Annotated in this window: 8 protein-coding genes; 1 reads left to right on the top strand and 7 read right to left on the bottom strand. The window is 73.2% G+C overall.

The annotated features are described in order from the left end of the window. Positions 1-26 precede the first annotated feature (26 nt). The 7 genes from CP976_RS32330 to CP976_RS32300 form a co-directional block, all read right to left on the bottom strand. Positions 27-1499, bottom strand: coding sequence for an MFS transporter (locus CP976_RS32330; RefSeq protein ID WP_150483472.1), 1473 nt, complete (start codon positions 1497-1499; stop codon positions 27-29). Positions 1500-1559: 60 nt separating this feature from the next. After that, on the bottom strand, positions 1560-2813 hold the full coding sequence (locus CP976_RS32325) for a cytochrome P450 (RefSeq protein WP_150483471.1): 1254 nt from the start codon (positions 2811-2813) through the stop codon (positions 1560-1562). A 453-nt stretch (positions 2814-3266) separates the two neighbouring features. Next, complete coding sequence (locus CP976_RS32320; protein ID WP_150485589.1) at positions 3267-4034, bottom strand: thioesterase II family protein; 768 nt, start codon at positions 4032-4034, stop codon at positions 3267-3269. Between the two features lie 53 nt (positions 4035-4087). After that, a complete protein-coding gene (locus CP976_RS32315) occupies positions 4088-5092 on the bottom strand; it encodes an LLM class flavin-dependent oxidoreductase (protein WP_150483470.1) in 1005 nt (334 codons plus the stop codon). A gap of 37 nt (positions 5093-5129) precedes the next feature. Beyond that, positions 5130-6746: a fatty acid--CoA ligase gene (locus CP976_RS32310; RefSeq protein ID WP_150483469.1), complete on the bottom strand. Its 1617-nt coding sequence runs from the start codon at positions 6744-6746 to the stop codon at positions 5130-5132. Positions 6747-6764: 18 nt separating this feature from the next. Next, positions 6765-12470 (bottom strand): type I polyketide synthase, encoded by a 5706-nt coding sequence (locus CP976_RS32305; RefSeq protein ID WP_150483468.1) that lies wholly within the window; start codon positions 12468-12470, stop codon positions 6765-6767. A gap of 11 nt (positions 12471-12481) precedes the next feature. Continuing rightward, on the bottom strand, positions 12482-12796 hold the full coding sequence (locus CP976_RS32300; protein ID WP_030854101.1) for an acyl carrier protein: 315 nt from the start codon (positions 12794-12796) through the stop codon (positions 12482-12484). Positions 12797-12946: 150 nt separating this feature from the next. Between CP976_RS32300 and CP976_RS32295 the strand changes: the two genes are divergently transcribed. Continuing rightward, positions 12947-14578, top strand: a complete 1632-nt coding sequence (locus CP976_RS32295) for an aldehyde dehydrogenase family protein (protein ID WP_150483467.1) — start codon at positions 12947-12949, stop codon at positions 14576-14578. The last annotated feature ends 2 nt before the right edge of the window (positions 14579-14580 follow it).

Genomic DNA, 14580 nt, shown 5'->3' with positions numbered 1-14580 from the left:
CCTGCCTTCCTTGGTGGTGGGGACCCTCAGTGCCGTGCGGTGCGGCCCGGCGCCGCCAGGACCAGGGCGGAGGCCAGGAGTCCCAGGGCGATGAGCGGGACGAGCGTGACGGCGAACGCGTGCGGGTAGGCGCCCGCCGAGCCGCCGGCGTCGGCCAGGGTGGGGAAGAAGACCGCACCGGCGATCGCCACGCCGACGGCCGCGCCGCCCTCCTGGGCGGTGTTCAGCAGTCCGGAGGCGGAGGCCGCGTGCTCGGGCACGGCCGCGCCCAGCACCAGGTTGGTCAGCGGGCCGGTCGTCAGGCCCATGCCGAGCCCGGCGACGAGGAGGGCGGGCAGCAGCCACAGCACGTGTCCCGTCGTGTCCAGGCGGTCGGCGGTCAGGGCGACCGCCGCGTAGCCGATCGCGAGGGTCAGCGGGCCGACGGCCACCCTGCGGGCGGTGACCGAGGCGGCCTTGCGCGACGACACCACCGAGGCGCCGAAGTAGCCCGCGCCCAGGGCCAGGAAGACGGACCCGGACTCCAAGGGCGACAGGCCCCGGCCCAGCTGCAGGTAGAGGGCCAGCACGAAGAAGAAGGAGCCCATCGCGAGGAAGTAGACCACCGTCGCGGCCAGCCCCACCGAGAACACCCGGCCCTTGAACAGGGCGGGTTCGATCAGCGGGCCCCGGTCGGCCGCCGCCCGCCGACGCAGGTGCCAGACGGTCACCGCCAGCAGGACGGCCGCACCGGCCAGCGCCTCCCACACCCACAGCGGCCAGCCGCTCTCCTGGCCCTCCAGCAGCGCGAAGACGATGATGCCCAGGGACGCCGTGACCAGCAGGGCGCCCACGAGGTCCAGCCGGGTGCCGCCCTCACCGCGCGACTCGGGGATCGTGCGGCCGACGAAGGCCAGGGAGACCAGGCACAGCGGGACGTTGATCAGGAAGATGGTCCGCCAGCTCAGTCCCGCGATGTCGACGGTGATCAGGGCACCGCCGATGAACTGGCCGAAGACGCCGGCGATTCCGATGACCAGGCCGTAGGCGTTGAAGGCGCGGTCGCGGGCGGCGCCGGTGTACACCGTGCCGATGATGCCGAGCACCTGCGGCACCATCAGCGCGGCGGCGGCGCCCTGGGCGATGCGGGCGACGACCAGGACGGTCGCCGTGGGTGCCAGGCTGCACGCGGCCGAGGCCAGCATGAACAGCACCATGCCGAGCGTGAACATCCGCCGGCGGCCGAAGAGGTCGCCGAGCCTGCCGCCGGTGATCAGTCCCGCGGTGAAGGCGACGCCGTAGCCCACGACGAACATCTGGGCCTGGGCGGCGCTGGCGCCCAGGTCGGCCTTGATGGCGGGGACGGCCACGTTGGCGATGAAGAAGTCCAGCACCGTGATGAACGTGCCCACGAGCACCACCAGGAGGGCACCGGCCGAGGGGGCGGCGGCCGGTGCGCCGCCGGGGGGCGTCGGCGCACGCCCCTCGACGACGACTTCCGTGCTTGTCTCAGAAGTCATGACGACTCCGTTTCTCGATCATTTCGGGTGGTTGGCCGGTGGTGCCGGTACCGTGGCCGGTCACCAGGTCACGGGAAGGTGTGTCACCCCGTGGAAGACGGTGCCGCGGCGGAAGACCGTGCGCGGGTCGGCCGCCAGCCGCAGGTTCGGGAAGCGCCGCAGCAGGGAGCGCAGCGACAGCTCCATCTCCAGCCGCGCCAGCGGGGCCCCCTGGCAGTAGTGCGGGCCGAAGCCCCACTGCAGGTGGCCGCTGGTGTCGCGGTGCGGGTCGATCCGGTGCGGGCAGGCGAAGACCGACTCGTCGTGGTTGCCGGCGGGCACGGAGATGACGACGGCGTCGCCCTTGGAGACGGCCACACCGCCGAGTTCGAGGTCCTCCACCGCCAGCCGGACCATCGCGTCCTGGGAGATCGACCAGTAGCGCATCGACTCCTCGATGAAGTTCGGTATGAGCGCGCCGTCGTCGGCGGTCACCCGCGCCCGCAGGTCGTCGTCGCGCAGCAGCGCCAGGATGTTCAGGGCGATCTGGTTGGTGGTGGTCTCGTGTCCGGCCACCAGGACCAGCCGGGCGATGCCGACCAGCTCGTCCAGGGTGATGTCGCCCTTCGCGTGGTGGTTGACGGCGAGGCGGCTGATCAGGTCGTCACCAGGGCTCTCCAGCTTGCGCAACGCCAGTTTGGCCAGGTACTCGGACATCTCCTCGAAGGCGGCCAGGGAGACCGCCGGGTCCTCCTGGGAGATGGTGACGCGGGTCTTCTCGATGAAGAACGCGGAGTCCTCCTCCGGAACGCCCAGCAGCCGCGCGATGACGAGGGTCGGCAGCGCGCGGGAGAACACCGCGTGCAGGTCGGCCGGCCGGGGCAGTGCCTCCAGTTCGTCCAGCAGCTCGTCCACCAGCCGCTGGACCGGTTCGCGCAGCCGCTTCACCCGGCGCGCGGTGAACTCGGTCTGGATCATGCGGCGGAGCCGGGCGTGCTCGGGGTCGTCCAGGCGCAGGAAGGAACTCGGGTTCCCGCCGGGCGGGACCTGGATGCGCACCGGGGCGCCGGGCAGCCGTTCGTCGGCGCTGAGGCGGGGATCGCCCAGCGCCTGCCGTACGTCGGCGTACCGGGTCACCAGCCAGGCCAGGCGGGACTCGGCGGCTCCCGCCGGGAGGCGCACCACGCAGGGGGGCGCGTTGCGCAGTTCCGCCAGGATGGGCGGCGGGTCTCCGTCCTCGGTGCGGGCGAAGGGCCAGTCCAGGACATCGGTGTGGTCCGCGAGCGACACGTCGGCCTCCAGGGGTGAGGGGGCAGGCAGGTGGACTACGGGCACCGGCTTTCCTCTGTGGTCGGACTCGGACGCGCTGACGCCGCCGGGGCGGTGGGGACATGGGTGGTGTCCCGTCCAACGCCGCGGACGGTCGTGCGCCACTGTCGCGCAGTCCGCTGACACGGCGCTGACACGAGGGCCGACCGCGCTGTGGAACCCCCGGGGAACTCGTGTGGGGCCGGTGCTGGGGGTGTGGTGCAGATCGGGAAGGCGCCGTGGCGGGGCGCCTTCCCGGTGCCGCGCTGGTGCTGTGGCCGGGAAGGCCGGCCGGTCGACTCTCCGGTCGGGGCGCTGGTGCCGCGGCAGGCGACGTTCGCCCGTGAAGGAGCGGCGTCCGGTGCGTGCTCTCGGCGTGCCGGCCGGAAGCCCTCGTACTGGACGTACTTAGGCTTGCGGCCGGTGCGCCGAGAGGGCGTGCCGGGCGTCGCGACGGGGCGAACGATGCCTGCCGCGGCGCTAGCGCGCGTGGTGGGCGGCGATCCGCTGCAGGCGGTGCGCGAAGTGGGCGGTGACGGCCTGGGCGTGCGTGTCGATGTAGAAGTGGCCGCCGGAGTACTCGTTGTGGCCGAGGTAGCTGGGGGTGCGTCCCGCCCAGTGGGTCATGGCGTCCGGCTCCTCCTGCAGGGGGTCGGAGCGCCCGCCGTAGGAGGCGAGCGGGCAGGCGACCCCGGCGCCGTCGTCGACGTACTGGGCGGCGACCCTGAGGTCGGCGCGGAGCGCGGGGACCACGAGGGCGAGCATCTCGGGGTTGTCGTAGATCTCGGCCGGGAAGGAGCCCAGCTTCTTGATCCACTCGACGAGCTCGGACTCGGGCATCCGGCTCTGCTCCTCGGTGGGCTGGAAGAAGCCCACGGGCGACCAGCCGGACATGCCGACCATGACGGGCGCCGGGCCGCCCTCCTCCTCCATGCGGATGGCCAGCCGGAACGCGAGCTGGGCGCCGAGGCAGTGCCCGAAGAACGCGAAGGGCCGGTCGTCCAGGTCGTCGAGCACGGCCTCGTGCAGGGCTTCGAGCAGCGGCCAGAACTCCTCGTACGTCGGCTCCTCCCGGCGGTTGTGACGGCCTGGCAGGGTCACCGCCTGCGGGGCGATGTCGGGCGGCAGCAGGCTCTCCCAGTCCCGGTAGATGATGGCGCCGCTGCCCGCGTGCGGGAGCAGGAACAACCGGATCGAGGCGTCGGGCGAGGGCTCCACCGGGTGGAACCACTGGCCCGCACGGGACATCTGGCTGCCGGCGGTGACGGTGGCGCCGGTGTCCGTTGCGCTGGTGGTACTGGTCACGACTGTGTACTCCCCACGGTGGTGGACGGGCCGAGGGCGCGTACCGCGGGCAGCAGCACCTCGGCGATCTCCTTCAACTGCGGTTCCGGGTCGAGCGATCCGATCCTCAGGACCAGGTGGCGGGCGCCGGCCCGGACGTAGCCGCCGAGCCATTCGGCGCACTTCTCGGCGCTGCCCCAGGCGTAGGCCTGGATGGTGCGCATCTGGTCGAGGGAGCGGCCGTAGTAGTGGCTGATGTAGTGCTCCAGTTCGGCCTCGGCCGCCCGCTCGTCTCGGTTCACCGTGATCGTCGCGTAGAGGGCGGGGGTGACGGCGCCGGCGGGGCGGCCGGCCTCCTCGGCGAGCTCGGCGATCCGGCGGCGGGCCCGGCCGTAGGCGTCTGAGTCGGGCAGGAACGGCAGCCAGCCGTCGTAGCGGGTGGCGGCGCGGGCGAGCACCTTGGGGGTGTCGCTGCCCGCCAGCCACAGCGGCGGGCCGCCGGCGGTGGCCGGGGAGGGCAGCCGGTCGAGGTGGTCGGCCTGCCAGTGCCTGCCCTGGAAGTCGGCCGGTTCGCCCTCCTGTCCGGCGCGCCAGGCCGTGCGCCACAGGGCGGTGATCTCGTCGAGGCGTCCGACGCGGCCGTGGAAGCTGGCGCCGACCGAGGCGAACTCCTCCTCCGTCTCGGGCATGGGGAAGCCGGAGCCGAGCCCGAGGACCAGCCGGTCCGCGGCCACGTGGCTGAGGCTCGCGACCATGTTGGCACCGATCAACGGGTGGCGCAGGGCCGGGGTCAGGGCGGCGGTGCCGACGGTGATCCGCTCGGTGGCGGCGGCAGCGGCGGCCAGGACGACGAGCGGGTCCAGGCGGGGGCGGGCGGTGAGCGAGTCGCCCGCCCAGAGGGAGTCGAATCCCAGGGCCTCGGCCTGCCGGGCGAAGCCCAGCAGCGGGGCCGCCGCGTAGGTGCCGTTGATGGCCTGTTCCCGGGTGGGCAGCAGGATGCCGACGTGCAGGGGCCCGTTCATGGGCGACGCCTTTCTGTCCGTGGTGGCTGACGCGGTGTCATACGACCGTGCCGGCCAGCTGGTCCCGGGCCGGTGCCGTCAGCCGCTCCCGCACCGCGCGGCGCAGGATCTTGCCGGAGGGGTTGCGGGGCAGGGAGTCGGTGAAGTGGTAGGCGGTGGGGATCTTGTAGTCGGCGAGCCGGCCGCGCAGGGAGAGCAGCAGTTCGCGCGGGTGCGCCTCGGCGCCGGGGCGCAGGACGACGACCGCGTGCACGCTCTCGCCCCAGTGCTCGTCGGGCAGGCCGACGACGGCGGCGTCGGCCACGGCCGGGTGCGCGGCGAGCGCCTTCTCGACCTCGGCCGGGTAGATGTTCTGCCCGGCGACGATGATCGTGTCGTTGATGCGGTCGCACAGGTGGAGGTAGCCGTCCTCGTCGAGGTAGCCGGCGTCCCCCATGTGCAGCCACTCCCCCACCAGGGTGCGCGCGGTGGCCTCGGGCAGGTTCCAGTAGCCGAGCATCCGGGACGGGGCGCGCACGCAGATCTGGCCGATCTCCCCGGGCGGGAGGGGGTCGCCGTCGGGGCCGATCACCTTGACCTCGTTGCCGGGGCACGGCCTGCCGACCGAGTCCAGCACCGGGCTGCCCGGGTGGTGCGCTTCGGGCGGCAGGCACACCGCCACACTGCCGGTCTCGGTACTGGCGTAGATCTGCGCGAACTCGCAGCCGTAGGTCTCCAGGCACTGCTTGAGCAGGGTCTCGGACATGGGCGCCGCGCCGTAGGCGATCTTGCGCAGGGAGGTGAACGCCTCTGGTCCCGCGCCGCGTTCGACGGCCATCATCTGGAGCATGGCGGGGGCCGCGAAGGTGGTGGTGACCTTGTGGGTGCGGATCAGCCGGACCGCTTCCTGCGGGTCGAACTGCGGCATGATCACGTTGGTGCCGCCGGCGTTGAAGGTGTGCAGGAACCAGCCGATGCCCGCGACGCCGAAGCCCGGCAGCGAGATGAGGCTGACGTCGTCGGGCAGCCAGTCGATCCAGGCGACGCCGTGCTCGCGCATCGCGTGCGGCAGGGTGAAGAAGCTGCGGTGGGCGAGGACGGCGCCCTTGGGCAGTCCGGTGGTGCCGCTGGTGTAGATCTGCACCACGGCGTCGTCGGGGCCGGTGCCCGGCACCGGCTCGGAGTCGGGCTGGTCGGCGGCCCAGGCGGGCAGGCCCGCGCCGCGGGCGGGTTCGCCGTCGGCGTCGGTGCCGTCGACGCGGATCACCCGCCGCAGACCGGGCAGTTGGTGGCGCACCGCGGCGACGGTGTCCCAGAACTCGTCGTCGACGAAGATCAGGGCGGCGCCGGAGTCGCGCAGGATGTGGTCCACCTCGGTCGGGGTGAGCCGCCAGTTGACCGGCACCAGGACCGCGCCCGCCTTGGCGCAGGCGAGCATCACCACGTAGTAGTTCTCCGACTCGCGCCCCAGGTAGGCGACCCGGTCGCCGCGCCGCGCGCCGCCGGCGCGCAGGGCGTGCGCGGCACGGCTGCTGTCGCGGTGCAGCTTGTCGTAGGTGGTGACGCGGCCCTCGCAGATGATGGCCGGGTGGTCCGGCCGGCTGCCGGCGTGGGCCCGTGAGGAGTGGGTGAGCGTCCAGCGCTCCCTCGGTATGCCGCTGGGTGTGTCAGTCATGATCCGTCCTTAGGTGCGTCAGGCGGCCGGCACCGGCTCGAGCTGCCCGCAGAGGAACTGGGCCAGCTGCCGCACGGTCGGGTGGTCGTGGGTGAGCGAGGCCGGCAGGGGCAGCCGGAACGCCTGCTCCAGGGCGGCCTTGACCTGCTGGGCCATCAGCGAGTCCAGGCCCAGGGAGACGAACTCGGTGTTCGGGTTCAGTTCGTCGCCCTCCTCCAGGTGCAGGACGGCGGCGACCTTCTCGCGGACGACCCCGGTCACGGCGGCGGTCCGCTCGGCCGGCGGGAGGGCGGCGAGCGCGGTGAGGTCGAGGCCTGTGTCGTCGTCGGAGGCGTTGCGGGCGAGCCGGTCGTAGAACAGGTCGCCGGTGACGCTGCCCGCGACGTAGCGGTCCCAGTCGAACTCGCCGACCACCCGCTGGGTGCGGGGACGTCCCCAGAGCCTGGCCAGGGTGTCCAGGGCGCGGGTCGGGGAGAAGAAGCGCACGCCGCTGCGTTCGATCTCCTGGCTGAGGTGCTCCTCCAGGCGGGCCGACATGCCGACCCGTGCCCAGGCGCCCCAGTTCACCGACAGGCCGGGCACGCCCCGCCGGCCGCGCCACTCGGCGAGGGCGTCGAGGGCGGCGCTGGCCGCGGCGTAGTGGCCCTGGGTGGCGCCGCCGAGTACCGAGGCGATCGAGGAGTAGGTGACGAAGAAGTCCAGTTCCGGGAAGGAGGACTGGGCGGCCTCGTGCAGCAGCCAGCCGCCGTACGCCTTGGCCTCCAGCTGGGCGTCGATGGCCTCCCAGGTCAGCTCGGCGACGAGCTTCTTGTCGTAGGCGCCTGCGGCGTGCACGATCCCGCCCACCGGGTGCGGGCCGGCCGCGAGGTGCCGCACCAGCCGCCGCACGTCCTCGGCACGGCCGATGTCGGCCCGGACCAGGTCGAGTTCGGCGTGCTCGGCGAGGTCGGCGAGGACGGGGGCGGCCTCCTCGGTGGGCCGTCCGCTGCGGCTGACCAGCGTCAGGTGGCGGGCGCCGAGGGCGATCAGCTTGCGGGCGGTGACCAGGCCGAGGCCGCCCAGACCGCCGGTGACGAGGTAGGTGCGGTCCGGGCGCAGGGCGGCCGAGACCTCCTCGGCGGGGGCGGCGGACTCCGCCTCGGAGGCGTCCGGGAGGGTCACCCAGGACTGTCCCGACGGGTCCGACAGGGCCGTCCGCAGCGCCTCGCCGGTCTCGTCGAGGCGGAAGTGCCGGGCGCCGTCGTCCTCTTCGGCGGGCGGGGCGTGCACCACGGCCGGAGCGGGGACGGTGAGCGTGGAGCGGAACGTGCCGTCGTGGCGTACGAGGACGTCGTCGCCCGGCGCGAACCCGGTGCCCTCGGCCGCGGCGAGGACCGTGCCGGTGGCCGCGGTGCCGAGCAGCGGCGGGGGCTCCTCCTCCGCGCCGAGCAGTTCCTCGCGCTCCGCGCGGCCGGTGTCCAGGGCGGTGCGGGCGTCGTCGGCGGTCAGGCCGACCGACCGGACGCGGATCTGGACCTCGTCGGCCCCCGGGGGCACGTCCGTGGCGGCGACCAACGCGAGGTCGGACAGGTCGCCCGAGTCGGGGGCGCGCAGTTCGAAGCCGCCGGACCAGGTGAGCGGGGCGTCGCCGGAGAGGAGCCGGCGGACGTAGCGGCGGCCCGGACGGTAGGCGACCTGGTACTCGCCGGGCGGTTCGGCGTGCCACTCCTCCAGCAGCGGGGCCAGGCCGCTGCCGGGGGCGACGTCGACCAGGGTGGCCCGGTACTGGGGGTACTCGGTGAGCAGCACCCGGCCGAAGCCCCAGAGCGTGGCGGCGGCCAGGTGTCCGCCGTCGCCGGCCGGGTCGCCGGGCAGCCACTGGGCTCCCTCGGTCACCAGCCACAGGCGGGGCGGCCGGGGGGTGTCCGCGGCGTCCAGCGCGGTGATCAGGGCAAGCAGTTCGCGGTAGTTCTCCTCGCACTCGGCGCGCAGCCGGTCGGCGGACATGGCCTGCGGGAGCTGCCGCCATACGCGGCAGACGTCGGTGACGGTGGGGTCCTCCAGGGCCGCCTTGAGTTCGGTGAGACCGGCGCCCCGGGTGACCTTCAGGCCGGGCCGTCCGGCGAGGTCGGCGGCGCGGGAGGGCGACGGGTCGAGCAGCACGACGTGCCGGGCGGGGGTGGTCTGCGGTGCGGGCAGGGCGCGGCGGACCCACTCGGGGCGGTGCAGGAACCGGCGGCGGCCGGTGCTGCCCTCGGGGCGGGCCAGCCGGACGCCGAGCAGTTCGGCGACCGGGTCGCCGTTCTCCAGGAGCAGCACGTCGGCGGTGCGGCGGTCCTGGTCGCCGTGCACCCGGGCGAGGACGCGCAGCTCCTCGCCGCGGGGCTTGCGGAAGTGGCGGACCGAGGCGACGCCGCGGGGCACGAACACCGGGCCCTCGGGGTCGAGGACGACGCACGCCTGGACGGCGGCCTCCACGAGCTCCGCCGGCACGTGTTCGACGGCGGAGGCGTTCCGGCCGGTCAGCTCCCCGATGACCAGGCCATCGGCGTGCCGGGCGGCGCGCAGCAGCAGCCGCATCCGGGGGCCGTGCGGGCGGCCGACGGAGGCGAGGTCGGTGTAGATGTCCTCGTCGTCGATCTGCGTTCCGGCGGGGGCGAGGCCCGCGTCCAGTTCGGCCAGTTCGGAGACGGGGACCACCGGTTCGGGGTCGGCGGCGATCACCGCGGTGGCGTGCACGTCCTCCTCCCCGCCGACGACCGTGAACACCGCCACCTCGGCGCCCCCGCCCGGCAGCGGCCGCCAGCGGGTGGTCAGGGCGGTCCTGGTCTCGGCGGGAACGTCGAGCGGCGCGAGCAGCCGGAGGTCGCGCACGGCGGACCGGGCGTGGCCCCGGACCGCGTCCTGGACCGCGAACAGCAGGTCGACGTAGGCGCCGGCGGGCAGGGTGGTGTGTCCGCCGTCGGCGAGGTCGGCGAGCGGGCCGAGGTCCTCGGCGGCGAACTCCGCGGTGAACTCCCGTACCCCCGAGGCGAAGCGCTCCTCGGTGCCGAGCAGCGGGTGGCGGGCGGTGCCGCCCGCGGCGGCGCGGCGGGGTCCGGCGGCCGGCAGCCAGTAGCGCTTGCGCTGGAAGGCGTAGGTGGGCAGGTCCGCCTTGGCCGGCACGGCGTGCCCGGCGTGGTAGCCGGGCCAGGAGACGGTGAGTCCGGCGGCGTAGTACTCGGCGAGTGCGGTCAGGGTGGTGGTGGCCGTCCGGTCCCGGCGGCGCAGGCTGGCCAGCCACAGGTGGTCCTCGGCGACGACGCCGCGCCGGGCGAGCGCGGTCAGCGCGGCCTGCGGGCCGATCTCGATCATGGCGTGCCGGCCGCGCCGGGCCACCGCGCGGATGCCGTCCAGGAAACGCACGGGTTCGCCGATGTGCCGCACCCAGTAGTCGGGGGTGGCGATGTCGCGGAACCGGGCGAGCCGTCCGGTCACGTTGGAGATCAGGCTGATGGCCGGCTCGTGGAACTCGATGCCGTCGAGTGCGGCGCGGAAGTCGTCGTAGACCTCGGCCATCTGCGGGGAGTGGAAGGCGTGCGAGACCGCGAGCCGGTCGATGCGCACGCCGCGCTCCTTGAGGATGGCGCAGACCTCGTCCAGGGCGGGGAGGGCGCCGGAGACGACGCACTGGTCGGGGGCGTTGACCGCGGCCAGGGCGAGGTCGGGGCGGCTCTCCAGGAGCGGCTCGACGTCCTCGGCGGGTGCGGCGACCGCGGCCATGCCGCCCTCGGCGCGCACCGCCTGCATCAGCCGGGCCCGCGCTGCGACCAGCCGCACGGCGTCGGGGAGGCTGAACAGGCCGGCGACCGCGGCGGCGACGACCTCGCCGATGCTGTGCCCGACCAGCACGTTGGGGCGCACGCCCCAGGCCATCCACTGCCGGGCGAGGGCGTACTCGAGGGTGAACAGGGCGGGCTGGGTGTACTCGGTGCGGTCGATCGCCCCGGGGTCTTCGGCGGTGCCGAGCAGCAGGTCGCGCACGGAGCGGTCCAGGTGCTCCGCGAACAGCCGGTCGCACGCGTCGACGTGGGAGCGGAACTCCGGGAGGGCCTCGTAGAGGGCGGCGCCCATGCCGGCGTACTGGGAGCCCTGGCCGGTGAACATGAAGGCCGTCTTGCGGATGCCGCTGGGGCCCTCGTGGTCCTGGCCGGCCGCCCGGTCCAGGAGCCGGGCCAGGGCGGCGCGGTCGGCGACCGGGGCGGCGACGCGGTAGGGGTGGTGGGTGCGGGCGACGTTGGCGGTGTGGCAGAGGGCGTCGAGAGGGAGGTCGGGCCGCTCGTCGAGCAGCCGCCGGTGGTTCGCGGCCTGCTCGCGCAGGGCGGCGGAGCTCTTGGCGGAGAGGGTGAACAGCGGGGCGGCCGGCGTGCCGGAGGACTGCGGCGCGGGGCTCGCCTCCGGTGCCTGCTCCAGGACCACCGCGCCGATGGTGCCGGCGAAGCCGAAGCTGTTCACGACCGCGCGGCGCACCTCGGCCCGCCATGGCTCGCAGGCGGTCGGCACGCGCAGCGGGTAGAGGTCCCAGGGGATGCGCCCGGACGGGGTGGTGAGGTTCAGGTGCGGGTAGATGGTGCCGGAGCGCAGCTGCAGCACCGTCTTGATGACGCCGACGATGCCGGAGGCCGGCTCCATGTGGCCCAGGTTGGTCTTCACCGACGCGGTGAGCACGGGGTTGTCGGCGGTGTGCGACTCGGCGAACACGTCCCCGATGGCGCCGAACTCGATCGGGTCGCCGAGCGGGGTGCCGGTGCCGTGCGCCTCCACGTACTGGATGTCCTCGGGGGCGAGGCGGGCGGTGGCCAGCGCGGCGCGGATCACCTTCTCCTGCGCGGGGCCGTTGGGCACGGTCAGTCCGGCGCTGTCGCCGTCCTGGCCGACGGCGGTGCCGCGCACCAGGGCGAGCACCCGGTCGCCGTCACGCTCGGCGTCGGAGAGCAGCTTGAGGACCAGGACGCCGCAGCCCTCGGCGCGCGCGTAGCCGTCGGCCGACTCGTCGAAGGTCTTGCACTGCCCGTCCGGGGCGAGCATCTGCGCGTTGGAGAACATCACCGGGATGCGCGGGTGGTGCAGGGCGTTGACGCCGCCGCACAGCGCGATGTCGGTCTCGCCGGAGCGCAGGGCCTGCACCGCCAGGTGCAGGGCGACGAGGGAGGACGAGCAGGCGGTGTCGACGCTCATGCTGGGTCCGCGCCACCCCAGGAAGTACGACAGCCGGCCCGACAGCGGGAACATCGTGATGCCGGAGGCCAGGTGGCCGTCCATCTCCTCGTACGGCAGGGACTCCAGCTCCAGCGCGTAGTCGATGGAGCTGGCGCCGACGTAGACGCCGCCGTTGCCGCGGCGCAGCGGTGCCGGGTCGATGTTGGCGTGCTCCAGGGCCTGCCAGGCGGTCTCCAGCAGCAGGCGCTGCTGGGGGTCCATGTACCGGGCCTCCTTCGGGGAGATGTTGAAGAAGGCGGCGTCGAAGAGGTCCACGCGGTCGAGGAAGCCCCCCGCGGTGGTGTGGATCTTCCCCTTGTCCTCGGGGGTCTCGGGGGTGAACGCGGCCACGTCCCACCGGTCCTGCGGGATCGGGCCGATCCCGCTGCGCCCCTCCCGCAGGAAGGCGTCGAACTCGTCGGGCGAGGTGCTGCCGCCGGGGAATCGCAGACCGATTCCGACGATCGCGACCGGCTCGGGCGGCTGCTGGGATTCCGCACGCGGCATGGAGGGGCTCCTTAGCTTTCCTGAGAGGAACTGTCCTGGACGGCCTGGGTCAAGTGGTCCACCAGATGGGCGACCGTCGGCTCGTTGAAGAGCACGCTGACGTTGATGGAGAGATCAAGGAGCCGCTCCAGGCTCTGCCGTATCTCGGTCAGCCGCAGTGAGGTGAGTCCGAGATCGAAATAGCTGATGTCGAGCGGGAGGTCCTCGGATTCGTCCATGAGGAGAACCGCCCTGAATTTCTTCAGGACGATCGACTCGATTTCTTCGGCGAGTTCGGCGCGCGGCAGATCACGCAGGCGCTGAACAGTGCTGTCGACGGGTGGCATGCGGTCATGCAAGCAACGCAGGCTGACGCCCCACTGACGGACGGCTGGGCCGGCTTGGCTGAATCAGCCCCCTGTCAGCGCCGGGTCAGATTCCACTGCCACGCTCGCACTGCTTCGAAAAATCCGCTCGCCACAGGTGAAAGGCTGAAGATGCTTCGCGAAGCCGCGCAGGAGGAGAGTGCCGAGGCACCTTCCGATATCAAGAGCTACGACCTCTACATCGCGGGCAAGGACGTCGCGGGTGACGGGTGGGTGTACACCGTCAGCGGCCGGTCCCTGCTGGAAGACGTGTTCACCAGCGTGAGCCTGAAGCGCGCACTGGAGCAGGACCCGGAGTCGGAGGCGGCCAGGCACCCGTACGTCGTCGGGCGCTGCGCGGTCGCGGACGACGCGTCCATCGACCTGGCCACGCAGGCCGCGGCCGCCGCCGCACCCGACTGGGCGGCCGTGCCGCTGGAGCGGCGGATGCGCCTGGGCACCCGGTTCCGCGAGGAACTCATCAAGCACCAGGACGAGTTCCTGCGCATGCTGGTCGCCGAATCCCACCCGGTCAAGCTGGCCCGCTGGGAGCTGAGCTGCCTGCTGCAGATCTACTCCCCGGGCTCCCTGCGCTGGTACACCAAGCAGATGCGGGTGGAGAAGGAGTACGCCGGCCGCACGCTGGTGCTGCACCGCCAGCCCGACGGTGTGGTGGCCTTCAACCCGCCGCAGAACGCACCCCTGCCGAGCGCCGCCCTGTGCGTGCTGGCGCTGATGGCCGGCAACGCGGTGGTGGTGCGGGCACCGCGCAGCATCGCGCTGAGCACCATGTGGCTGCTGCGGGACGTGGTGGCGCCGCTGCTGGAGGAGATGGACGCGCCGGCCGGGGTGCTCAACGCGGTGTGCAGCAACCCCAAGCAGACCATGGACCGCTGGATCGCGGACCCGCTGATCAACGACATCTTCTACATCGGCGGCAGCCAGGAGGGCCTGCGCTTCGAGCAGCAGTGCGTGGCGCACGGCAAGAAGCCGATCCTCGAACTGGCGGGCAACGACGGCATCGTGGTGTGGAAGGACGCCGACGTCAAGTGGGCGGCCGAGGCCATCACCGAGGCCTTCTACGGCTCCGGCCAGATCTGCATGGTGCCCAACTACGTGCTGGTGCACCCGGACGTCGCGGACAGCCTGATCGCCGAGGTGAAGGAGCAGGTCAAGGGCATCCGGCCGGGCCTGCCCGAGGAGGAGGACGTGCTGCTGTCGCCCGTGCGGCGCAGCGAGCGGTTCTTCCGGCTGCTGCGGCAGGCGCTGGACAACGGCGCCGAGCTGGTCACCGGCGGCCACCGCACCGAACTGGACGGCACGCCCTCGGAGACGGGGGTCTTCCTCCAGCCGACGGTGGTGCGCGTGGACGGCCTGGACCGGGCGCGCACCTACGACGTGGTGCGCGAGGAGACGTTCTTCCCGCTGGTGCCGATCGTGGTCCCCGAGCGGGAGGACGACGACGCGCTCCTGGAGGCGTTCCTGCGCTTCGTCAACAGCAACGACTACGGGCTGCGCAACTCCCTGTGGTCGCGTTCCGACCACGTCATCGAGACCTTCGTGCGGCGGGTCGTCAACGGCGGCCTGCTGAAGGTCAACGACTCCCACATCGGCTTCCTGCCCTACCTGCCCAGCCACGGCGGCACCGGCCGCACCGGCGGCGCCTTCGGCGAGGCCAACTACCCGATGCTCAAGACCTCCCACGTGCAGGGCGTCAGCATCGCCCGCGGCGTCAGCCCGTACGACGCGGTGTTCGGCGCCTGACC

The sequence above is a fragment of the Streptomyces coeruleorubidus genome, assembly GCF_008705135.1.
Classification (GTDB): Bacteria; Actinomycetota; Actinomycetes; order Streptomycetales; family Streptomycetaceae; genus Streptomyces; species Streptomyces coeruleofuscus.
This window is presented reverse-complemented; position numbering and strand designations above follow the sequence as displayed.